The organism is Synechococcus sp. CCY9201, from assembly GCF_034931105.1.
In the GTDB taxonomy this organism is placed as follows: Bacteria; Cyanobacteriota; Cyanobacteriia; order PCC-6307; family Cyanobiaceae; genus CBW1002.
In genome coordinates this window covers 108,161-128,663 of the sequence record NZ_JAYGIC010000082.1, presented here as the reverse complement: position 1 = coordinate 128,663, position 20,503 = coordinate 108,161, and the positions used below count along the sequence as shown (strand labels likewise).

Here is a 20,503-nt window from a genome sequence, read left to right as displayed (position 1 = left end):
AGAACTAATTCAGCATTTGATGTAGCTTGATAAGATATGGGGCAAGAGTGAGCAGCTCATCTGGCAACACTTTTGCTTCTTTCTCAATTTCAATTTCGATTAAAGGTCGACTCATGGGATCGAAGATCCCGCCGTCTTCTTCCTTGTTATGACCCTGATCATCATCTTCGAGCTGCCCGGGATACCAGTCCTCACCACAGCCTATTGCCAACCAGGCAATAGTCGATTCTTCAAAGGCGAGCTTGCCACGCATGTAGCTACTCTGAAGCTCATCAGGACTAATCCATGTTTCTTCGAGTTCCTTTTCTGAGACTTTATTCGATACCCATTCGGGATAGTCATCGTTTTCTCCGATTGCCTCGTTGCCATCGCTCCAAATCCCAAGTCTCTTGGCATCTCGTTCTTCCAGGTAGTGGAGCCAGCACATGTGCCCATCGGAGTCACATCGAGTACCCGGATACCTTTGGCTGAATTTGTCCGAGAGACCTGCCCACTCATCATCACAGCCAGAATTTGTATACTCCGGGCCTTGGATGTCTATGCCATTAATATTTGTCATTACATAGCTTACACTGCCCAGAAATTCTCCTTTATCTGACGGATAGGCACTTGGCGTCGCCTGGCGAGCGTCGTCGCCTAGAAAGCAGAATATATTCTCAATAAATTCGTGTGGTCGTGAGATTAGATCCAGGTTCCACTTCTTCGCCCAGACAGTTCGGAGATAGTCACTCCAGAAGCTGGAATAATGAAGCATGCCGCCAGTCGACTCAAATCCGAGAACGATATCACGACCGGCGAATCTGGTTTCAATCACATGATGGACTTGCTCTGTAACTGAGGCGTATTCATCAGTGCCAGGTACCCCTGAGAACGTGTAGTCAACGAGTAAGCAGCCCAAAAGGGCTTCAGTAGGATTAACCAGATGACTCCTGTTGGTTTCTAGAAGGTAAATTGCCTTTGCCATTGGGCACAAAAACTCCAAGCCTGGTTTCTCCAGTTCAAGCAGGGCGACCAGATGATTGCTGGCAGCCGTTTTGGGATTGAGCAGGATCTCGCGATTCAAGGCCAGCAGATCAATGGAAGATTCTGCCATGGAGCATACCTGTCATTCTCTCGCATAGACTAGGCGAGATCAATGCTGGCCGCATTATCCGGCTTAGCAGGTTGTAACTCCCCACTGCAAGGAATGTCCGTTCTTCCTCGAACCCGATCACACTCTGGACGACATCGGATGCATCATTAATGCCGACGAGACTCAACACACTCCAATGCCAATCCCCATGCTGCATGCCACAGTGCACCGGATTGATCAGAACAATCGCTCCTACACTCGGAGCGGCGAGGTCGCCTTACCGGATCGTGACCAGGCCAAAGCTAAAATCCGCATGCAGCCTTGGGCAATGGAGGTGAACATTCTGAGCATCAGAGGTTGACGAGGTCGCGCGGCGACTTTAAAATTACTATTCTTCTCTCCTTATACACCACATAGCCTTAGGCTAGGTTGTTCAATCTCCGTTTGCCGTGGACCCAAACGACGAAGCGACAGAAGCCCGCAGTCCCGATACCAGCCCAGCGAGACTGCGGCAGCTGGCAAAGACCAAGATCCTCAGGCCCTTGATAGCGGCCAACCCCAATGTCGATGAGGAACTGCTTTGGGAGTTGGCTGTGGATCATCCGGAAGCGGTGATCAAGAACCCAAAGATGGACCTGTTTGATCTCGGCGTTGATCCCTGGTGGGAACGTTGTGAGAGTGCAGCCTTGTTGAAACTTCTCGTTGAACTGGGTGTGAATGCCCCCCAGCGCGGTCGTGATCAGTTGGTGCATTCCATCGCTGACGAACTGCGTGAGAGTTCACCTCTGGCGTTTCGCATGGAATGGCATCAACGTCTCACCAGGCACATCTTCATCGCGGTCGCCCAGGACACGAGTGAAGCTGACAGCTCTGATGAATCCATTGGATCCGACGATCAAGATGCGCAAGATGACGCCTTCTGGTCTAATGCTGACGACAAAGAGCAAGAGGAGTACTCTTTCACCTTGGAATTCTGCTCTATTGTTGAAGACTGCTTCTTTGATCTGGAGATTGGTAACTCATGGAAACCCCATGATTCGGCCACACTGCTGAAGATCCTTATTGCACTAGGGCTCTCAGAATCCGGCAAAATGGACCTCACTGCTCTTCCTTGGGACTATGAACACAATTCAACTTTAGGCGGCCAAGGCTACTGGCAAATTGACAAGGTCGATCCAGACCTCCCCGGCTGGGAATTTGATCTAGATGTGGATGGATTTGGAGAAGGAGTCCTTACTGTTATCGATCCAACCGGATTTGGCCACCATAGGGACATCAGCAGCGAAGCTGACCAAGACTATCTGAATCCTGAGCTTGATAGAGACCTGGCTGAGCTTCTTTTTGGTGGCCAGTTCAGCATCGATCAACTGCATGAGCTGCTACCTAAAGCCCTAGTCCTTAATCCTGACTCCGCCCAGGCAGCCCATAGGTAGATTCGTAAATCTGCAACACCATGTAGATCTTATCGGCCAATGAGGGGGATGGCTACATCGCTTATTATTACCATAGGTCGCTCGACTTAGGATGCCGTCGCCGTGATCGAGGCCCTGGCGCCTGCGTCAGCAGCACCCGCAGGGGAGGGCTCCTACCGCCGAACAGGATGCCCTGGCGGTTGCCTCAGGTCTCGCTTGGTGCCCTGGTGCATCACTGCGGGTCTGGCTTCCCGGCCTCGATCCACTTGTTGACAAGCTCGATTGCCTGAGCTTTCGCCCTCCCAACATTTTGCAGACGAATCACGATAAAGATGATTCCAGGAATCAGGCATAGGAAGCAGAGAAAGAGAGCGGTAATTAAGTCCCCAGTCGTCCAATCTTCATTGATCCTTGGAACCGTATATCCCATTGACCTTGCCCACGCGAATGCTCGCACCTTGCTCCTCCCTGCCGCCCCTGGGCGCCACCCTGGCCGCATCGGCCCTGGGTCTGGTTTCGCCGGGTGCACAAACGCCTTGCTGGCCCGCCACGCCCGCGCCCTCGATCCGGCTGCCTGCCGCCGGGACCCACACGGCGCTGCTGAGCTGCTTCGCCAGATCATATCAGGAATCTGGTCCCGCGGCAAGAGTGTGTGCCAGTTGTTTAGGTGTCATCCCTCTTCCAAATCACCAATTTCATTTTCAGTTAGAAATGCGGACTTGGATGTTGGATCCCAGATATAAGAATATGTATCTTGAGGATCTTCTTTAATATCCTCACAATATCTTACTGAAAAATAATCTAATTTATTGGAGACATTCTTTAGGTAAAAGTCCACAACCTCTTTTCCATATTCTCGAATAAGAAGATTTTTCCAGTGGTCCATGTGATTTTTATTTCTTTACGTATTATACCTACAAATAAAGAGTTTGGTAAAACTATGTGCCCCGTGATGGCCGACCCGGCCTACTGCCCGTCGCCTGCTTCCCGAAGGGATCTGGAGCGGGGCACCTGGGGCCTGCGATGGGTGCGGTGGAGGGCGCGTGGTGGCGGCGGCGGTGGCTGCCGCAGCCGTGGTCCTGAGCCGGAGGGACCCGTCGGCCTCGACAACGAAGGCCGCCGCCTCGACCGCCAGGCCCGCCAGCGGATCGCCCAGGCCGTGGCGGGCGTGCTGGCCCAGCAGGGGATCCACTTCGCCAGCGAGGGCTCCTTGCGGGCCTTTGGCCGGGAGGTCTGCGGGCTCCACTTCAGCCACACCGAGGTCCTGGTTCTGCCCCCCACCGTTTCCGTCCACACGCGGACTAACTGTGTGTGTGTTTCTTCGCTTCGTCCCCGCCACTTCCGGGGCTTGGTTCAGTTCCTCTCGATCTCTTCCTCTGATCCGTCTGCTGATGCCTCCCCCCGAGGGCAGCGTCCCCATCCCCTCGCCGTTGCCGTCCTTGCTCTTGTTCGCCTTGGTGGCCTTTCCCTCTCGGGTGCTGTCTCTGCGCTCCAGCCCCTGATCGATGGCTTTCCCGAGCACGGCGCCCTCCTTGAGCGCTTGTTGTCCAGAGGTTCCCTTAGTCTGCCAGATCAACAGCATTTTTCTGGCAATCAACTGAATTCTTTTTCTTCATGAAGAACAGGCTTCGGATTTATCTTGCAGACGCTGCTGACCCTTCAACCGCCCCAGCAAGGCTCCACCAGCTCAGTAGTCTGAAGCGCAAGGGTATTCGGCAGCCTATCCGCGCAGTCATTGCTGCCAATCCCAACGTTGATGAGAACCTCCTCTGGGATCTCGCTCAGGACTGCTCCCAGCAGGTCGTCGACAATCCGGTCTTCAAGCTCCTATTGCTTGAAAACGACGCCTGGTGGAAGCGCTGTGGCACGACCGCACTGATCAGATTGCTTGCGAGGATGGGACCTGAAGCTCCAGAGCCAGCACGGATTTATCTCCTGGAGCAGCTCGTTGATGCCCTGGCTGATCTTGAATCCAGTCAGCGCGGAGAAATCCTCTGGCGTTGGGAGGAGGACATTGAGATTACTTGGAAGCCTGTCACCAAGATGAGTTGCAAAGAGAACGATCGAAAGGTCAATGAACATCGGCAGACATTCCAGATTTGCACAGGTGTTGATCCATTTCCTGGTTATTCCACGCTCAGTCCTGGTGATCGCCCTGAATCAGCCTGCGATCTGATTGAACTACTTGAGATGCTATTCTCCTGCGCTGAGGATTACGTTGCAGACTTGGAATTTGGCAACGGCTGGTTTCTTGAGCTTGAAGGTACTAACTCAAGTTCAAGCCTGGAAATCATCAGCATTCATCCAGTCCTCCCGGATTGGGGGTTTTGCGTCAGTAATGATCACTCTCTTATGATCACTGATCCCGCTGGCCTCGTACACAGCATTTCTCTCTCAACGGATGAAGTCGAGGAGTCTTATCGAATTAACTCCATTGGGGATCAACTGCTTGGCAGCGTATTCCAGGGATTCGAGACCGGTCTTCAAGTCGTTGATGAACTCAGGAGTGCGTTTTGTCTCGTTGAGTAGACGGCGCATACTCCTCCAACGTACCTTCAGGCAGCTCTTTTGAGAAATCGCCTTATGATGAGGCGACCCAGTCCTGCCGTCAACTCAGCATTTCTGCCTGATGGCGCCCAAAGGCAATCTCTTCCAGCGCCTGCAGCACCTCGATGACGCAGGCAGCGCCGAACGGCAGGCGGCCCGCCAACGTCGCCAGCAGCAGAGCAGCGCCGAGATCCTGCAGACGTTCCTGGCTTACAGGCTTGAAGATGCCGCCGAGAAGATGGCCCTTGGCATCACCATCGGTGACCCGCTCACCCTCCAGCATGAGCCCACGAACCAATGGGATCCAAATGCCGTCAAGGTCTTCTGGAGGGAGAAGTGGATCGGCTACATCCCCAAGGACATGGCGGCCTTGATCGCCGCCGAGGTACCTGAGGCCAGGGATGGACTGGAGGCTGTAGTCACCGGGCTGGCAACCACCTCCCGTCGCGATGCCTTTCGCCTCCAGATCGCCATCCCGATCCCCAGGGCCAGCCGGCGCCTGCGGGAGCTGGGGGTCTCGAGCAGTTTCGCCTGGGACGTTGATCGCACCAGTGGCAGCGACAAGCTGCGCTTGGTGATCAGCTGCAGCGAAGGGGCCTTCCGCGAGCTTCAGGAGCTGCTGGCCGCCAGCTTCGATGTCAGCAAGTGCGGCTACAGCTACTACCCAGCGCAGGACGGCCGCCATTACCCCTGGTACCTGAGCCTCACCGATGCCAGCGGGCGGGCACCGGAGGATCCGGACGTGGTGGAGCAGCTGATTCGCTCTCACTTCGGGGTCCCAAGCGAGAGCACGCGCGTTCGGGAACGTCAGGAGCGGCTCAAGGAACTGGAGGAGAAGCAGGAGGAGATCAGCACGCGCCTGGAGACAAGCCGTGCGGAACAGCGCCGCCTCCAGCGCGAGTTCGACACCAGCAGATCCGCACTGGAGCGCCGTGCGCAGAAGGCACTGGCGGAGGGCGAACAGGCGATTGAGCTGGCCCAGTCCGTGGAGGGGGAGCTGCGCCAGGAGCTCGATCTCAAGGAGCAGGAGCTGCAGCTGGCACTGGCGGAGATCCAGACCCTCAGCGATCAGCTCGCCCAGATCAGCACCGAACTGGAGGTCAACACCCTTGAGCTCGACTACTTCAGGCAACAGAGCGGTTCTGGTGGCTCCGGTGAGTTCGCTGTCACTCCATGGACCGCAGCCGATGGTGGCGACGGGAAGGCTGAGGATCAGGAGATCAGCGACCGTCTGCTGATGAGCCTGCGCCGCCTGGCCGGCAGTGAACGGCTGAGGCCCCGCCAGTGCCTGGAGCTGGTGAGCGAGGAGCTGTGTCCAGGACATTTGCTGGTGCTCGACTCCGCCTGGCGCTCGGCCGATGAAGCGAAGGGCTTCGAGTACGGCGATCGACTGTTCGAGTTGCTCTGGCTGCTGGCCACCAGCTTCCGCGAGCAGAAATTTGCGGGCGCTCCGGACCTGGTGGCGGGGCAGCAAGCCTTCGGGGCCAGCAGTTATGCCCCCAGGGAGTCGCAGACGATCGAGAACAATCAGCAGGCCAGGCGGGAGCGGACCTTCTCCTATGGAGACAAGACCATCGAGATGTGGCAGCACCTCAAGATTGGCGTCAAGGATTCCGAGAATCGAACCCTTCGCATTCACTTCTGCTGGGATGCCGATCTGGGCCAGGTGGTGATCGGCCATTGCGGCCGCCATCTGCATGTGCCCGGCCACTAAAACGCGCCCTGGAACTTCAGGGATCGATCACATCCAGAAGGCGCCCATCGTCATCGACCAGGCGGTAGCGCTTGTCGGTCGATCGGGCACGCTGCTGGGCCGTGCGGTAGGCATTGGCCTCGTTGTGCATCGTCTGCACGTGCTGCCAACGTCCGAACTGGTTCTGCACCTCGATGTGGATTTTCGGCATGCCGATGCGTCTGTGGTTGATGTTGCTGCTTAGCTTGCTCCACCATGACAATGATGGCAGTCGTCTACTGCGAATGACGAGCGGTTGAACGCCAACCCCTGTGGTCGTTGCTGTTTAGTCGAGTGGCGCATCCGTGGCCGCTGATGCGTTGGTTGGGCCGTCTTTCGCACAATGCAGGCTCGCGTGGAAGTACCTGGCCCCGACCATTGCCTCAGCCCATTCCACCCGCCATGAATCCCCCTCTCAAGGACGCCGCCGCCGAACGCCGTCGCCAGCTGGCGGCCCAGCTGCTCCGCGGCGAATCCGTGATGGTCACCCAGCAGGGGGCCATCCAGCCGCTGGGCTCCAACGCCAGCAGTGGCAGTGCCGCCATCACCGTGCCTGAGGGCAAGCTTGCTGCCCCCTCTCTCTACTGGTACGAGCGCGATCCGCAGCTGTTTCAGGGGGAGTTGGAGGCAATGAACCACTTCTTCCCCCAGTTCCGCCCCGATCGGCTGCCCGATGGCCGCATGTCCTGGCTGGGCTCCCTGGCCAGCGGCCTGCCCGGCAGCGAGCGCATCTGGCATCTGCAGCTGGTCTACGACCACGACCATCCCCACAACAACGACTATGGCGGCTCCATCAGCGTCTTCTCGATCGAGCCTGATCTGCTGACGCTGGAGGCCCAGCTGGGTGAATCGATCCCCCATACCCTGCGCCATCCGGATGGTGGGTTGAGCCTCTGCACCGTGGAGGCCGGCAGCTTTCGCAGCGACAGAAACCGCAGCAGCACCGCCGCCAGCAGCCTGGCCTGGGCCGCCAAGTGGATTGCTGCCTTCGAGCTGTGGATGCTCGGAGATCTGAGCAGCGAGCAGTTCAGAGGACATCACATCTGAGCCGATGTTGAACCTCCACTTCTGGCCGCGTACCTCTGAGCGTGTCATCTTCTCGAGCCGTGCCCATGCGGCGATCGTGGCCGAAACCCACGCGCAGCATCCCAACGAAACCGGCGGCATCCTGCTCGGTCACCACAGCCAGGGTCGCTGGCATGTGATTGAGGCGATCGATCCAGGTCCGGCCGCCCGCTTCACTCCCACCACCTTCGAATACGACACCACCTATGTGACCCACCTGGCCCGCAAGATGGCCGGTGTTTATGAAGAGCCCCTCAGCCTGATCGGCCTCTGGCATCGCCATCCCGGCAGCTTTGATCGCTTCTCCGCGGAGGATGACGTCACCAACCGCCGCTACGCCGAGCAGTCACCTGCCGGGGCCATCTCCTGCCTGGTCAACCTCGATCCCCATTTCCGGATCACGGCCTATCACGTACCGGCCGACCTGGCCTATCGGCACCTGCCCATCTCCTGCGGGGATCAGGCCATCCCCAGGGCCCTGCTCGAACCCCGCCACCGCAGCTGCCTGCACCCCGCCGCGCTGGAACACCACCGCCAGCAACGGGTTCTGCAGACCCTGCTCGCTGCATGTGTGGATCGCTGCTCCACACCACAACCACTGGCCCCGGGGCTGACGGCGCTGTTGGAGCCGCTGCTGGAGCAGCTGGAGGCGCAGGATCGCCTTGCCTATGCCCTACAGCCCTGCGGCAGCGATCTCTGCCTGGCCCTGGTGGAGCGCTCGGGCCCGCAGCAACGCGCCCTGCTTCTTCAGGCCTGCGAGGACCAGTTGTGGGTTCAGGTTCCTGGATCCAGGGAACGACTCCGCTTGGAACCCGAGCAGCTGTCGCTGTTGTGGACAGAGCCCTGCCATGCCTGATCGCCCCTCACCACCCCAATCCCACGTGCGCACGACCGTGCTTTTCCCCGCCGATCTGGCCGGCTGGCCGGACGGCAGCCCCCTCTACGGCTACGCCCACCCCGACACAGGTCAGACGCTGGTCCTGGACAGCTGTGGCAACCAACCTCCGCGGCATCAACCCCGAGCTGTGCTGCTCGGTTGGCTGGAACCCCAGGCCACTGGCAATGACGAGCTGGCAGCCGCTGACGCCCCATCGCTTGTGGTGCGCCGCGATGGCGAGTTGCTGCGCTTCTGGCTCGACGGCCAGCCCTGCCAAGCCCAGCCCTACGACCTGGAGAGCGCCCTGTTTTCCAGACACACGTGCCTGCTGGAGGAGCGCCGCCTGCAGGACGCGGGCGTCATCATCTGCGGCTGCGGCTCGGTGGGCGGCCTGGCGGCCCTGGAGCTGGCCCGCAGCGGTGTGGGGCGCTTCGTGCTGATCGACCCCGACCTGCTGTCGCTCGAGAACCTCTGCCGCCATCCCTGTGGCCTGGCTGACGTGGGCCGCCGCAAGGTGGATGCCACCGCCGAGCGGATCCATCAGATCAATCCCAACGCGGTGGTGCAGGTGCAGGCCACGACGATCGAGCGGCTCGATCCGGCCGTGGTGCAGGCCTTCGCGAGTGGGGCGGAGCCTTCCGGAGAAGCGCAATGTGCTGAAGCCGCACGGCAGGGCGGGCCGATCACGCTGATGCTGGCCTGCGCCGACAGTCGCAGGGCTGATCGTCATGCCGCACGCCTCGCCGCCGCGCTGGAACTGCCCTTTCTGGCGATCGGCCTGTGGGAGCGGGCCTTCGCGGGTGAGATCTTCTACAGCCACCCGGCTGAGCCGATGCCCTGCTACGGCTGCGCCTTCGAGGAACTGAGCCAGGGAGGGCAGGGCAACCACGGGACCGGAGAAATGGGTGGAGAGGAACTCCAGAGCCTTCAGGCTCTCAGCGGCAAGCAGGAGTCGCAGCGACGCTTCTATGCCACAGAAGCAGCACTCGAGAAGCTCGACTTCCAACCGGGTCTCGGCATCGACATCGCCTACGTCACCCAGATCGGCCTCAAGCTCGCCCTCGATCTGCTGAACCTCCACACCCCCTCCTACGCGCCAAGGCTGCTCGGCAAGCTCAGCCAGTTCACGTTGGTCTGCAACAGCAACGATCCCCGTCTCGGCGGCGAGCGGGCCGAGATCTTCTCCCATCCACTGCAGGTCACCACCTCCATCCAGGTGGGGTACGGCCAGGGGTGCCCGCCCTGCCGCTGGAGGGACTGAGGCGTCGCCATGCCATTCAACGACAAAGGCGAGTTCATCCGCTCTGAATCCCCGCCAGCCCCACGCTCCACTCCCTCCCGCGCCAGCAGCGGCCAGCACCACGTTATTCCGCCCGGTCGAGCACGGGTCACCAGCAGTGTTGATCGCCCCCAGCAACCACGATCCCAAGGCCATGCCTCCGGGCCTGACCCCTGGGAGGTGGTCGGAGCCGTCCTGGCCATCGTGATCGGGCTTGCGGTACTGGCCGGCGCGATCTGGCTGGTGGTGGCGTTCTACCAGTGGTTCCTCATCGGTCTGGTCCTCTGGCTGATCAGCTCGATCCGCAAGCTGTTCAGCTGAACTGGCTTGACTCGGCGTCCTGGTCTGTGACAGACCTTGCGTTGTGCTCGACAGCCCAGAAGCTCGGCAAGCCTCATCATGCCGTCGAGCCGGATTGGCCCGCCTGCAACAACCCATAGCCGCCCGTGATCACCTGACCATCGGATCCCAGCAAAAACCGTCGTTGTGATTGGCCGACCTGCATCCCACCGATCGGTCTTGAATTCTCAAACGTGACGGGAAGACGGCGGGGGTTGATGCCGTACTGGTCAAACCAGGTCTGCTCGCGCCGTGTCCATTGCAGATACCCCTTGGCCCGGAAGCGCCTGAGCTCTCGAGAAGCCCAGCCCTCCGCTTGCTCACGGCTATTGCAGAAGGCCTTGGGCACGTCCCTCACGCCATAGACCGCCGGCATGTAGCGGACCCAGACGTATGCATCCATCGGTTCATCGGCCCAGGCCTCCCAGGCGCGACGATCCGCTTCCAACTGCTGCTCGGCCTCCTCCTGATCGAGCTCCAGGCAGCGGCGCAGCTCCTCAGGATCAGGCCTGAGAGCATTGATCAGCTTCTCGAGCCATTGATCCGTGATCGGCTCTCCCACCTCAAAGCAGCCGATCAGGCTGCCCACTCTGGAGATGTTCGTGGCGCCGAGCAGGGCTGCGACCTGACCAGGCCTGAGGCCCAGCTTCTTGCGCTGAGCCATGAGAAGCCGCGACAGATGGGTCGTGCGGCGAGCACCGAAAGACATCTTAAATTCAGGTAGCGTTCCTGCTCATCAACCCTTCAGGGTTCCAGGATTGACCACCTTGCCCAGCAGGAACGGACGGCAGGTTGGTGACTGGCAATCCCCTGGAGGATTGGCGCCGGTGCTCGGGATGAACGGAGCGAACTCTTGAAGGAGGCCCCTGGGCCTCCTGGCACAAGAACTCAGGGCTCGATGATGTCGAGCACCCGCCCTTCATCGTCGATCAGGCGATGACGCTTGCCGGTGGAGCGGGCACGCTGCTGGGCACTGCGGAAGGCACTGGGCTCGTGGTGGCTGGAGGTGTAGTGCTGCCAGCGGCCGAACTGGTTCTGCCACTGGATGGTGATACGGGTCATGGGCGTTTCTGTGAATGATCTCAGTGTTGCGACAGTGCGGCAAAAAATGAAGCTGACTTGTGCGAACCACGAGCTGGTCGTACGCGATGGCGGAGCTGGGGGTAGGCCTGACCAATGCCAATGGGGTGCTGATCGGGTGCTGGGATGTCGCCAAGATCCATCGGATCTCTTGAGAGATCGGTGCGCTGGTGGGCTAGGGCGATTGCCAGGGAGGCGGGCTCCAGCGTCGGTGCAATCACCAACGCCGACACGGGTTCATTCCAGATCACGGCGCCGAATTCCACCGAGGCCAGCGATACGGGCTCCTACGACACCGGCACCATCGACAAGGACATCACGGCCGTGATGGCCGTGACCTTCCGGGTGGAGTGAAACCCACCGGGTCGCGGCAGAAGAGCCAGCGCGTCGATCAGCAGGTGATCCGTCGGTGCGAAGCGCATGGTGATGGCGGAATCAGGTGGAGAGGGTCCCTCCGCTGATCCAAATACGTCGCTATGTTGGTGCTGATAGACAACCAATCGGCGGTCGCACCGGGAAAATCTCCGGAAGCGCCGACCGCGTTGACGGGGGATAGGCAACACACGCCGGTAGCAAGCCAGGTCTTCGTCGTTCACGGTTATCCCAAACCCTGGCCGAACGTGATCTGCGCCATTCATTGGCGCCAGCCAGAGCTCAGGTACTGACACTGAGGGCGTGCTTCGCAGGACGGCTTCTCACAAGAGGAGCCGGATCGACAAGGCTGCAGGCATCGCCTCGCAGTCCATTCCCATGTCCCGGATACTGACGCAGCCTCTGGAGCTGCTCGCCACGCTCGTGCCCGTGCTGCTCCTGGCGGTGCTGGTGGCCAGGGCAGAGGAGTCCAGGCCGTGCGCGGCTACACCTGCACTCCACCGCCCAGCTGCTCCTGCAGACGACCGTGGCTCAGGAGGCAGCGGAACAGGGATTTTCACCCACTCTCAGCTGGTCTGCGCATCGGCAGCCCCAAGGCTCTGGTGATTGGTGGGTTCAACGCCACCACTACTGGAGCTGGAACGGGATCAGGGCGTTGCTGATTCCATGACTGGGGTGCCGGTTCACCACCGCCTGGTGCATCAGCCCAACCCAACCTCCAGCCGGCGGAGGCGCATCAGCTGATCAGCGGCCCACGACTCCGCCTGCACTCGGATGTTGCAGAAGGCCTTGGGAAGCTCCCGCCCGCCGTAGACCACCGGCCCATAGTGGATGGAGAGAAGGGGAGCGATCGGTTGGGCATGGCCATGCCAGCCCAAAAGGCCTTGCACTCCCGGCAGGATGGGAGATCACCGGCACCTTGCCCATGCCAGATCTCTCTGCTTTGACGGGTGCCGGCCTGGCAGTCAGCGCCGCCGCCGCCCAGAAGGTGCGGCAGGGCCTCGACCGCAGTGGCAGGATCCTGGCGGTTGCCGCCGGCACGGTGGCAGCCTCGCTGAGTGAACTGAACAATTTCGGCGTCGATCCCGAGCTGATCAGTCGGATCACCTCGGCGGCATCCAACCACGGTGTGGCAGCGGCAGATCTCCTGGCCAGGCTGCCGGGCGAGCTGGAGCACTACGGCACCGCCGCCGTTGATGCCTTCCTCAAGGGGGGTGATGCCCTCGGCAAGCACTGGTCCCACATCGAGAGCCAGGCGAATGCTCCCCACCTGGCCGCTGATGCGGCCAATGCGATCTGGGAAGACGGCACGGTCAACATCGGGCGTGGTGCCAGAGAGATGTCCTGGCTGGAGCGGATCCACGCCAGTGCTGACAACCACCTCGATGGCCTGATCGCTGCAGCCCAGACCCCGGAGTTCTGGCATCGCACCCTCGGCAATGCCGTTGAGGCCAGTGCGTATGCGGCGGCGATCTCCGCCGTGGATCAGCTGCTGGTGCACCGCGACGAGCTGATCAACGGCACCACCGCAGCTCGCAAACAGCGGCTGGTGCAGATCCTGCAGACCAGCGGCCTGATGGCGGCCGGAGCCCTGCCGGTTTCGGTGTTTCTGGCGGTGGCACTGATGTTGGTGCCGGGCCTGGCGGTGGTGATGGGCCCGCTGGGGATGATCGGCACGGCCGGTCTGGGCCTGCGGCTGCTCACCTCGGCGGTCCGCAACCCAAGCCGGCAGGAGCAGCAGGCCATTCAGCAACTGCAGGGACTGCTGCAGGAGATGGTCTATGCAACCCAGCGCGACAGCGAGGGCAATCTGACCATCACCGTTCAGGCCCTGCCGGTGAACTGAGCTCGTGACCCAACCTCTCAACTCCGCAGGCAGGTCCTCGATCGGGGCCTCCGGTGGGGGTCAGATGACCCCAGCGCGCGTCGCCCAAGTCAACTGGGAGCAGAGCGAAACGAGGCCGGATTGAAGCGGGCAAACCAGATCCAGTGTCCTGAGGCTTCAACCTGAACAGGAAACCTGAGCCAATGTGCGGCGCCAGGCCGGTCATCTCAACTGTTATCAGTCGGGCGGCGACGGACCGGCGGGGCTCACTGATACAAATGCGGCGAAAGTTTCCGGGGCAATTCGCTCAAAAGCACTGGTATCACTGGCTTCTGGGGCAGAACAAAAGCATAATACAATGGGGGCATGTTTGGGGTCGAGCTATACCCAAATGGCTAGCACTAGACGAAAACTGGGGCCTCGCGGCGTCGTACCTATAGGGGGAGGAGTAAAGGACCCGCACGATATAGATAGCCTTGGCATAGCGACCGAGGCTAGAATCTGCTATATGTTCAGCGGCTGCCATTCCACTGTGTCCTATAACCAGCGGCCATGTCATCGTCACGGCTCCCGCAAGCTAGCCGCCAATCTCCTCCGTAATGAGCGCCGATTTTTGGCGGTTAATGGTTGCAACACCCATATTAACCAGCAGCCATGTTTAGCCAGGGCTTCGCACGTGTTAGCGGTCAATATATTTTGGTGGCGACTAATGCGGGGCCATCTTGCATCCCGTGTGGCACTGGACTCATGATGCTCATTGTCTCACTGTGGGTGTTCATCGGTGGCATTGCAATATGCGTTCAAGGTGATCTAGGGTAACGACGCGACATGCCTCAACGGCTGGCCTTTCCCCAATGGGGGGATTAGGCAACAATCCGGCGATCGTTACTGCCAGCATCGCGCCGCAGGCTGGGCATGGTGCTGGCCATGCCTGCGGTGCTGGACACTGCTCAGTCTGGGCCCGGGCCTGCTGCCAGAGCTCATCCACATTCAGCTGTTGCTAGTTGATTGCATCCTTGAGGGCTTCCAGCACCGGCTCCATGCCGAGCCAGCGACGGTGGCGGAAGCAATCGACCAGGGTTTTCTCCACCCCGTAGATCTTCAGGCGGATCGGACCGGAGCGCTGCATCTCTATCTGCAGGCGATGCAGCGCCGGCTGCGCCTGGATCACCTCAAGCAGGGGGAACTGCAGGGCGGGCCTATAGACACCCCGAGGCAGTCTGATCCAGGCGCAGCAGCCCAGTCTGGGCACTCGCCTGGCCACGATCAGCAGATCAATGTGTTTGCGAACGGCCGCTCTCGCACAGACGCGCCAGGGTCGAGTGATCGACGCCAACAGCCACGGCCTCCCCGGTGCGGAACAGGTCCTTGCGGTGCACAAGCGTCAGGGCCGTCTATTTCCTGTCGAGCACTGCGGTCATGGCCACACATCATGCGCCAAAGCTGCACATCTGTACCCAGCTGTGCAGTATTCGTCGCATCTCCACCCCTTGCCAGGGCTTGGCCGCCCCTTGGCCACCCCTCGGTCCACCCCTAAAGGAGGAGGGAATATCTCTCTCTTCTCTTGTCTGAACTGGGATCTGAGCACCTATCACCCCCAATGGGTGGACTCTGGGAGTGCTTCAGGAACTATCGACGCGCCTTGAGCCATGGCCACATTCACGGGTCAGCAACCAACCCTCCACCCCTATGGGCTGAACGTCAGACCTGACAAGCATTCAGGCCGTTTTGGAGCGGTGGATCAAGCGGTGGCTGTGCAGGGGTGGATCACCCCCAAGCGGTGGAGCACACCGCCTCAGCTGGAAGCCAGCAACGGCTTGGTGGCCGTGTATCTCCAGCCAGGCTGCCCCTTGTATTCCATCTGCTCCAGCTCGCCATAGCCCCGCTCCTGCAGCACCTGCAGGGCGTGTAGCACTTCGTTGGACTCAGGCCGCTGCTTGCCGCTCAGGGCACGGCGCAGCGTGCTCAGAGACAGCGGTATCTTCTTCTCCCAGGCAACCCGCTGCAGCCGCAGCATCAAAGCTCCCAGCTCACTGTTGCCGGCTGAGGTGAGGCGCACGCCGACCGTCTGATCCAGCAGAAACCTGTTGAAGCGGATCGCCCGCTGCATCGCCTCCACACCGACCAGGCCATTCCCCAGGGAGATGGGCCCCTCGGCCCGTTCAGCCAGGCACCACAGCAGATGGAACAGAGCGGCCAGCCGGCCGATCCGCCCGGCGGCCTTGTTCGCCAGGGAGCGCTCGGCAGCGGAGACACTGGCGCGCTTGCGCTGATACATCGCTGCACGCTCGGCCTGGAACAGCTCAAAAGCCTCCGGAGTCAGCCGCAGCTGGAGCTGCTCCTGCCTCGCCAGAGCCCCGTAACAGCGAATCAGCAGCTGCTTGAGGGCCTCAGCCTGGCGGATGTCCTCATCGGAGCAGCTGGTGGGGAAGTGCTGCTGGACGCTCAACTGCTCGATCACGATGAAGCGAGCTGACAGACCTGACTGGTCGGCATCACCAGTGATCTCCCGGTACACCTCCGGCTGACAGCCCGCCACCATCGCCAGGCGACAGCTCCTGTACTGCCTCTCCCGGCTCTGATCGACCTTGGCGCCACGGGCACCGGTGCCGTCGTAACGGGAGAGGAGCCAGCCTCCGAGCGTTGCGTCCTTACCGGCACGCCCTGGATCCGCCATCTGCCGCAGGGTGGCCGCGGCCTCATCCAGCCAGATGCAGACCGAGCGATTGGCCCACTTGTCGTGGATCTCCAGGTGAACCTCCACGCCGGGCACGGTGAGGTCTTCCGTGATCAGGGTCTGGGGCATCCGGGGAGGGGGGCCCGCTGGCGGGCCGGCCCCGTTGTCGGCGTCCAGCTTTCTGAGCTCCCACTCCTGCATCTGCCGCCTATGGGCCTGCTCCACGACCCCATCGACTGACTGCTGCCAGGGCTGGACAAGGAGCCGCGAAAGCAGGGGGGTCTTGAGCTCACCGCTGGGCATCAGCAACAGCACCCAGAGGGTCAGCGGCTGACTGAAGTCTTCTGACGGATCCAGCTCGATCGAGCTGCGCAGCGGCAGGGCGGCTGAAAACCCAGCCAGCAGGACAGCCAGCAATGTGCTGTGCTGAAACTCCGCTGTGCGCCGGATCGCCTCCAGCGCCTCCAACAACACCGGCGGGATCAGGCTGCTGACGTCCAGGTCGACCGTGCCACCGAGCTGCTCCAGCTGATCGAGGGAGTCGTCGGCATCGAGGGACGCTTCCTGCTCCTGGATCAGCTCCCGGTACAGACCCTGCACGTCCCGCAGGCCGCGGTCGTGGTCGCCGGCGATGCGCTCCAGGCGAAAGGACAGCTCTGAGCCACTGAGGCCTGCTGCCGCCAGCTCCTCCAGAGCCTGCTGCAACGTGGGCTTTCCCTGCCCTGCCGCCGCTGGAGGCGCGCCTGTGGAGCCAGGGGACCCAGAGGATCCTGGGGTGCCGACTGAGCCGCTGCTCAGGCGCTGGTAACGGCGCAGGGCGGCATCACTGTCCCGATGCCGGCAGTGATCCAAGTCGATCGTGGCCAGGACACGATCCGCCTTGTCCTCGATGGCCAGGACCGCGACGGCCTGCTGGATCAGATCGTCCGGACTGCCGCTGAAGCGCAGACCGTGGGCATCGAGCAGGTTGACCCAGCTGTAGAGCTCCTTCACGAACCCTGTGAGCTGAGCGCTGCGATCCACCGCCGCTCCCTCACTTCCGCGATAGGGGCAGCCACCTGCCAGGACATCCCTGGCCTTGCTGCCGATCAACTCCGCCAGTGCCGGCGTTGCCGAGGCAGAGCCCTGCGGTGGCGTGCTCGTGGTTCGGCTTTGCCTCTGGGGCGGCTTCGTGGTCGAACCGGTCGCCCTTGCCCTGGGGTAGATGCCTATGGCCCCGAGGGCCCTGACCTCGACCAGGCTGTAGGCGTGATCGGGATTGACCAGCTCATAGGCACCGGCTCCGTTGCGGGTTGGCGCACAGACGCACACCCGGGTGCCGGCCAGCACCTCCCCGCGATGCTCACCGCCAGGAACGGTCGTGAAATTGCAGTGCCGTTTCCCTGCCGCATTCCGCCAGCTGGCCATCCCGTCAGCCGGTCGCACGTAAATGTGGACCCCGCCGCCGGGCGTGCGCTCAATGCGGGTCTGCGTCAGCTCTGGATAAAGATCCAGCAATCCCAGCCATTCACGGTCGCAAGCTTCCTGTGATGGATAGTTCTTGCGATCGAAGTCGATCACCACCACATCCGTGGATGGGATGACTGCCAGACCGATCGGCTTTCCAAGGCGTTCCGCAATATCAATTCTTGCCAGCAGCTCTGCCTCATCCACCGCTTTTCGGTGACTCGTCTGAGTCGGCGTTCCGTCCGCCTTCCAGAAACTCGGATTCTTGCCCGCATAGGCAGGCAGGGGCTTGCCATTCTTGTCGCGCTGAATTTCCCGCTGACCGGTTGAGCTGTTCTTTCTGGTCGCGGGATAGGACTCGGCGGGAAGCGCCACCGGAATCACCGTCTGCAGGCTGAGCCCCAGCCGGGACAGATGGCCGGTCGCTTCCCTCAGAGCGCTGTATTCACAGGGGTTCATGGGCGATCCCCCTGGTCGTAGGGAGCCCAGAATGCATCTTTCTGTTGTGGAACAGTGCAGCAGAAAGCAGCCGCAGCAATCGCCGGATATGCCATAATCGATCGACCGAAACAACAGGGCCGCGGCGAACTTCGCTGCGGTCTTTTTATTTGACCTCCTGCACGGCCTGCATGGATGCCCCTGAACCGTGCAAACCGTGCAGATATCCAGGGCTTACACGGTTTGCACGGTTCAACAGCGCTCAATCGCTGATCTCAGGGACTCAAATGGTGTTGCGAGAATCCAACTGCCATGAGCCCATCTCTGACAGCTGCGGATGATATCAAGCAGCAACTCAATCTCATCTGCGCCCAGCTGAATGTGATCCAGGCGAGGCTGGAGCTCAAGCCCACCCTCAGCAGCAGCCCCTGGCTGCCCCTGTCGGAAGCCGCCAGGGCCCTTCACTTCCCCAGCGCCCGTGCCTTGCGGGTCGCCATCGATCGCGGTCGGATCCCGCCTCAGTTCGTCAGCGCCACCACCGGCGAGACCGGCAGGCGCCGGACGCTTTACGTGGACGTGGAAGGCTTCGCCTCACATCTGCGCAACAAGTGACGCCATCGAGGCGCTGTCGAACCAGCGCTGATACAGCGACGTGTGGACCATCAGCGAGTGCCCGAGGCTCTTGGCTGCCAGCGACGGGCTGATCTGCGGGTTGTGAATCGCCCGCACCGCCCAGGCATGGCGCAGGTCATAGGGCTGAAAGGGTGCCCCGAACCGCCGCAGCGCCACACCCAGCTGTGCTCCCACCGTGCGGTGGTCCCGATCGAGGTTGATGCCGGGCAGGCGCCTGCGTTCAAGCGACCAGCGATCGATCCAGGCTTTCGGGAGTGGCAGCCCCTGGCGGGCTCCGGTTTTTCCTCCCTCAATCGCCACGAGGCCATTGGGCTGGACATGAGCCTTCATCAGTGCCTCATGGGGGCGAGTGCCATAGGTGGCGCACACACCGGCAACCCACTGCCAATCGGCGGGCAACGCATCAATCACCTCAAGAATCACCGCATCCGTGGGCAGCTCACGCGGGGCCGCATCCTTCTGTGGGGTGTACCCCTTGCCGAGATCCTTGAGCTTTTGGACGGCTTCCGGGCCCAGATCGATCGCACGGGCCACTGCCACGGTGGCGATCGAAGCCCGACGCCGGTTGCGGCTACCCACCTCCTTGCTCTCGACCAAAGCGGTCAGCACCTTCAGATCGATCTTCTCCAGAGACAGCAGTGGCTTGAGGGGCGAGGCGTAGTCGGTGGCCCAGGAGACCGGGGCACTCACCCCACGCCTGCGCTGCTGGATCCACCATTGCTCGGTGCGGCGGATCGCCTGAACGCCGCTGATCCCGTCTTCGGCCTCCCCACCCTTCTTCCCGCCTCCACTTTTCTGGGAGTCATCGAACCACCGCTCAAAGGGGAAGGGGTCCAGCCCCATACGGTGGAGCTCGATATCCCGGCCGAGCTCCTCGGCCAGCTTGCGGGCTTGCTCCAACCCCGCGGGGTAGGTAATCGGGGTGCTGATGCGCTGCTGCTTCCAGGAGCCGTCGGGCAGCGGCATCGTGCTTCTGAGCCGCAGGCGCTTGCCGGAGGGAGCGACCTCAATCGCCACCGCGCAGCCCAGGTCCCTGAGGGCCCGGTTGACACGGGTCAGATACGGGTCCTTGGAGGGCATGGCGACCGTGCCTAAAACCGTGCCTAGTTTGGCCCCTTTTGGGCTTTTTCGTGCCTAAATCGTGCCTAGCCCCAAAACCGCCTCGACCATCAGCGCCTTGCCAGAATCCAGTTTCGACAAGCTTTTTCAACGATGGGGGCAGGGGGACTTGAACCCCCACAGTGTCGCCACCTGCGGATTTTAAGTCCGCTGCTCATTGCTCAAAAGCATTGCCGGAGAACGCTTCTGGGAAGAAGGCTGTACGTGGTGTTGCCTCTGTTGTTTCCTGATGACAGCCGTTCTGAAGCGCCACCTAGGGAGCGGGCGCTGGTGGCTAGGCCCTCATTGTGCTCATGCTGCTGCCCAGCCCCCAGAGAGGGTCTCCGCCTGCTCGATCACCTGGGCCGTCTCGGGCGCCCGGTTCCGGTAACGCTGCAGGGCCTTCTCCCAGGGCCACGGCCGGCAGGCAGGCCGGGGTTCAGGCGGTCCAGGGCGGAGCGGACCCGCCCCTTCAGCAGTACGTCGCGGCCGAGCTGAGGGCAATCACCGGCTAGGGAGTGCCCTCTGCCACCAGCCCGCTCACGGCCCATGGCTGCTCACCAAGGTGATCCATGGGCTGAGGCCAGGAGTGACAACGCGAGCTGGCAGTG

18 protein-coding genes and 1 pseudogene are annotated in these 20,503 nt (G+C 61.3%); 11 read left to right on the top strand and 8 right to left on the bottom strand.

Features of this window, described 5'->3' with window-relative positions; genetic code table 11:
* Positions 1 to 4 precede the first annotated feature (4 nt).
* Entirely contained in the window at positions 5 to 1,093 is a 1,089-nt protein-coding gene (locus VB716_RS08555; RefSeq protein ID WP_323270236.1) for a hypothetical protein, read from the bottom strand.
* Positions 1,094 to 1,521: 428 nt separating this feature from the next.
* Between VB716_RS08555 and VB716_RS08550 the strand changes: the two genes are divergently transcribed.
* The 4 genes from VB716_RS08550 (at position 1,522) to VB716_RS08535 (ending at position 6,745) form a co-directional block, all read left to right on the top strand.
* Complete coding sequence (locus VB716_RS08550) at positions 1,522 to 2,505, top strand: hypothetical protein (protein ID WP_197170363.1); 984 nt, start codon at positions 1,522 to 1,524, stop codon at positions 2,503 to 2,505.
* Between the two features lie 931 nt (positions 2,506 to 3,436).
* Positions 3,437 to 4,102, top strand: a complete 666-nt coding sequence (locus VB716_RS08545) for a hypothetical protein (RefSeq protein ID WP_323270235.1) — start codon at positions 3,437 to 3,439, stop codon at positions 4,100 to 4,102.
* Complete coding sequence (locus tag VB716_RS08540) at positions 4,099 to 5,013, top strand: hypothetical protein (RefSeq protein ID WP_323270234.1); 915 nt, start codon at positions 4,099 to 4,101, stop codon at positions 5,011 to 5,013. The genes VB716_RS08545 and VB716_RS08540 overlap by 4 nt, the downstream gene beginning before the upstream one ends.
* Positions 5,014 to 5,113: 100 nt before the next feature.
* Positions 5,114 to 6,745 (top strand): HIRAN domain-containing protein, encoded by a 1,632-nt coding sequence (locus VB716_RS08535; RefSeq protein ID WP_323270233.1) that lies wholly within the window; start codon positions 5,114 to 5,116, stop codon positions 6,743 to 6,745.
* A gap of 16 nt (positions 6,746 to 6,761) precedes the next feature.
* Here VB716_RS08535 and VB716_RS08530 read toward each other — a convergent pair whose 3' ends face one another.
* The gene (locus tag VB716_RS08530; RefSeq protein ID WP_197170360.1) at positions 6,762 to 6,935 is read right to left on the bottom strand and encodes a hypothetical protein; all 174 of its coding nucleotides are present in this window, start codon (positions 6,933 to 6,935) and stop codon (positions 6,762 to 6,764) included.
* A gap of 230 nt (positions 6,936 to 7,165) precedes the next feature.
* Here VB716_RS08530 and VB716_RS08525 point away from each other — a divergent pair, with 230 nt between their 5' ends.
* Genes VB716_RS08525 through VB716_RS08510 form a run of 4 tightly spaced genes read left to right on the top strand, consistent with a single transcriptional unit; the run spans position 7,166 to position 10,305 of the window.
* Positions 7,166 to 7,810, top strand: a complete 645-nt coding sequence (locus VB716_RS08525) for a hypothetical protein (RefSeq protein WP_197156163.1) — start codon at positions 7,166 to 7,168, stop codon at positions 7,808 to 7,810.
* Between the two features lie 4 nt (positions 7,811 to 7,814).
* Positions 7,815 to 8,684 (top strand): Mov34/MPN/PAD-1 family protein, encoded by an 870-nt coding sequence (locus VB716_RS08520; protein WP_323270232.1) that lies wholly within the window; start codon positions 7,815 to 7,817, stop codon positions 8,682 to 8,684.
* Positions 8,677 to 9,966, top strand: coding sequence for a HesA/MoeB/ThiF family protein (locus VB716_RS08515; RefSeq protein ID WP_323270231.1), 1,290 nt, complete (start codon positions 8,677 to 8,679; stop codon positions 9,964 to 9,966). Before VB716_RS08520 ends, VB716_RS08515 begins: the two co-directional genes overlap by 8 nt.
* A gap of 9 nt (positions 9,967 to 9,975) precedes the next feature.
* Positions 9,976 to 10,305: a hypothetical protein gene (locus VB716_RS08510; RefSeq protein WP_323270230.1), complete on the top strand. Its 330-nt coding sequence runs from the start codon at positions 9,976 to 9,978 to the stop codon at positions 10,303 to 10,305.
* 76 nt (positions 10,306 to 10,381) lie between these two features.
* Here the strand turns inward: VB716_RS08510 and VB716_RS08505 are convergent, their stop codons facing one another.
* On the bottom strand, positions 10,382 to 11,032 hold the full coding sequence (locus VB716_RS08505) for a hypothetical protein (protein WP_323270229.1): 651 nt from the start codon (positions 11,030 to 11,032) through the stop codon (positions 10,382 to 10,384).
* Between the two features lie 179 nt (positions 11,033 to 11,211).
* Positions 11,212 to 11,385, bottom strand: coding sequence for a hypothetical protein (locus tag VB716_RS08500; RefSeq protein ID WP_197156154.1), 174 nt, complete (start codon positions 11,383 to 11,385; stop codon positions 11,212 to 11,214).
* Between the two features lie 192 nt (positions 11,386 to 11,577).
* Here VB716_RS08500 and VB716_RS08495 point away from each other — a divergent pair.
* Positions 11,578 to 11,757: pseudogene (locus tag VB716_RS08495) on the top strand (SIMPL domain-containing protein); the annotation flags it as partial.
* Positions 11,758 to 12,476: 719 nt separating this feature from the next.
* On the opposite strand, the gene VB716_RS08490 reads toward VB716_RS08495, so the two are convergent.
* A complete protein-coding gene (locus VB716_RS08490; protein WP_323270228.1) occupies positions 12,477 to 12,665 on the bottom strand; it encodes a hypothetical protein in 189 nt (62 codons plus the stop codon).
* A gap of 35 nt (positions 12,666 to 12,700) precedes the next feature.
* Between VB716_RS08490 and VB716_RS08485 the strand changes: the two genes are divergently transcribed.
* Positions 12,701 to 13,621: a hypothetical protein gene (locus tag VB716_RS08485; protein WP_323270227.1), complete on the top strand. Its 921-nt coding sequence runs from the start codon at positions 12,701 to 12,703 to the stop codon at positions 13,619 to 13,621.
* 979 nt (positions 13,622 to 14,600) lie between these two features.
* Here VB716_RS08485 and VB716_RS08480 read toward each other — a convergent pair.
* Positions 14,601 to 14,936, bottom strand: coding sequence for a hypothetical protein (locus tag VB716_RS08480; protein ID WP_323270226.1), 336 nt, complete (start codon positions 14,934 to 14,936; stop codon positions 14,601 to 14,603).
* Positions 14,937 to 15,395: 459 nt separating this feature from the next.
* Positions 15,396 to 18,182 (bottom strand): DUF3987 domain-containing protein, encoded by a 2,787-nt coding sequence (locus VB716_RS08475; protein WP_323270225.1) that lies wholly within the window; start codon positions 18,180 to 18,182, stop codon positions 15,396 to 15,398.
* A gap of 291 nt (positions 18,183 to 18,473) precedes the next feature.
* Here VB716_RS08475 and VB716_RS08470 point away from each other — a divergent pair, with 291 nt between their 5' ends.
* Positions 18,474 to 18,773, top strand: coding sequence for a hypothetical protein (locus VB716_RS08470; RefSeq protein ID WP_197156256.1), 300 nt, complete (start codon positions 18,474 to 18,476; stop codon positions 18,771 to 18,773).
* Here the strand turns inward: VB716_RS08470 and VB716_RS08465 are convergent.
* The gene (locus VB716_RS08465) at positions 18,753 to 19,874 is read right to left on the bottom strand and encodes an integrase (RefSeq protein ID WP_323270224.1); all 1,122 of its coding nucleotides are present in this window, start codon (positions 19,872 to 19,874) and stop codon (positions 18,753 to 18,755) included. The two genes, VB716_RS08470 and VB716_RS08465, sit on opposite strands and share 21 nt — an antisense overlap.
* Positions 19,875 to 20,503: the final 629 nt, after the last annotated feature.

Coding starts and splice junctions, on each gene's coding strand:
- VB716_RS08540 (WP_323270234.1), top strand. CDS start 4,099: ATGAAGAACAGGCTTCGGATTTATCTTGCAGACGCTGCTGACCCTTCA.
- VB716_RS08505 (WP_323270229.1), bottom strand. CDS start 11,032: ATGTCTTTCGGTGCTCGCCGCACGACCCATCTGTCGCGGCTTCTCATG.
- VB716_RS08510 (WP_323270230.1), top strand. CDS start 9,976: ATGCCATTCAACGACAAAGGCGAGTTCATCCGCTCTGAATCCCCGCCA.
- VB716_RS08525 (WP_197156163.1), top strand. CDS start 7,166: ATGAATCCCCCTCTCAAGGACGCCGCCGCCGAACGCCGTCGCCAGCTG.
- VB716_RS08530 (WP_197170360.1), bottom strand. CDS start 6,935: ATGCCGAAAATCCACATCGAGGTGCAGAACCAGTTCGGACGTTGGCAG.
- VB716_RS08475 (WP_323270225.1), bottom strand. CDS start 18,182: ATGAACCCCTGTGAATACAGCGCTCTGAGGGAAGCGACCGGCCATCTG.
- VB716_RS08535 (WP_323270233.1), top strand. CDS start 5,114: ATGGCGCCCAAAGGCAATCTCTTCCAGCGCCTGCAGCACCTCGATGAC.
- VB716_RS08470 (WP_197156256.1), top strand. CDS start 18,474: ATGAGCCCATCTCTGACAGCTGCGGATGATATCAAGCAGCAACTCAAT.
- VB716_RS08545 (WP_323270235.1), top strand. CDS start 3,437: ATGGCCGACCCGGCCTACTGCCCGTCGCCTGCTTCCCGAAGGGATCTG.
- VB716_RS08515 (WP_323270231.1), top strand. CDS start 8,677: ATGCCTGATCGCCCCTCACCACCCCAATCCCACGTGCGCACGACCGTG.
- VB716_RS08500 (WP_197156154.1), bottom strand. CDS start 11,385: ATGACCCGTATCACCATCCAGTGGCAGAACCAGTTCGGCCGCTGGCAG.
- VB716_RS08485 (WP_323270227.1), top strand. CDS start 12,701: ATGCCAGATCTCTCTGCTTTGACGGGTGCCGGCCTGGCAGTCAGCGCC.
- VB716_RS08520 (WP_323270232.1), top strand. CDS start 7,815: ATGTTGAACCTCCACTTCTGGCCGCGTACCTCTGAGCGTGTCATCTTC.
- VB716_RS08465 (WP_323270224.1), bottom strand. CDS start 19,874: ATGCCCTCCAAGGACCCGTATCTGACCCGTGTCAACCGGGCCCTCAGG.
- VB716_RS08555 (WP_323270236.1), bottom strand. CDS start 1,093: ATGGCAGAATCTTCCATTGATCTGCTGGCCTTGAATCGCGAGATCCTG.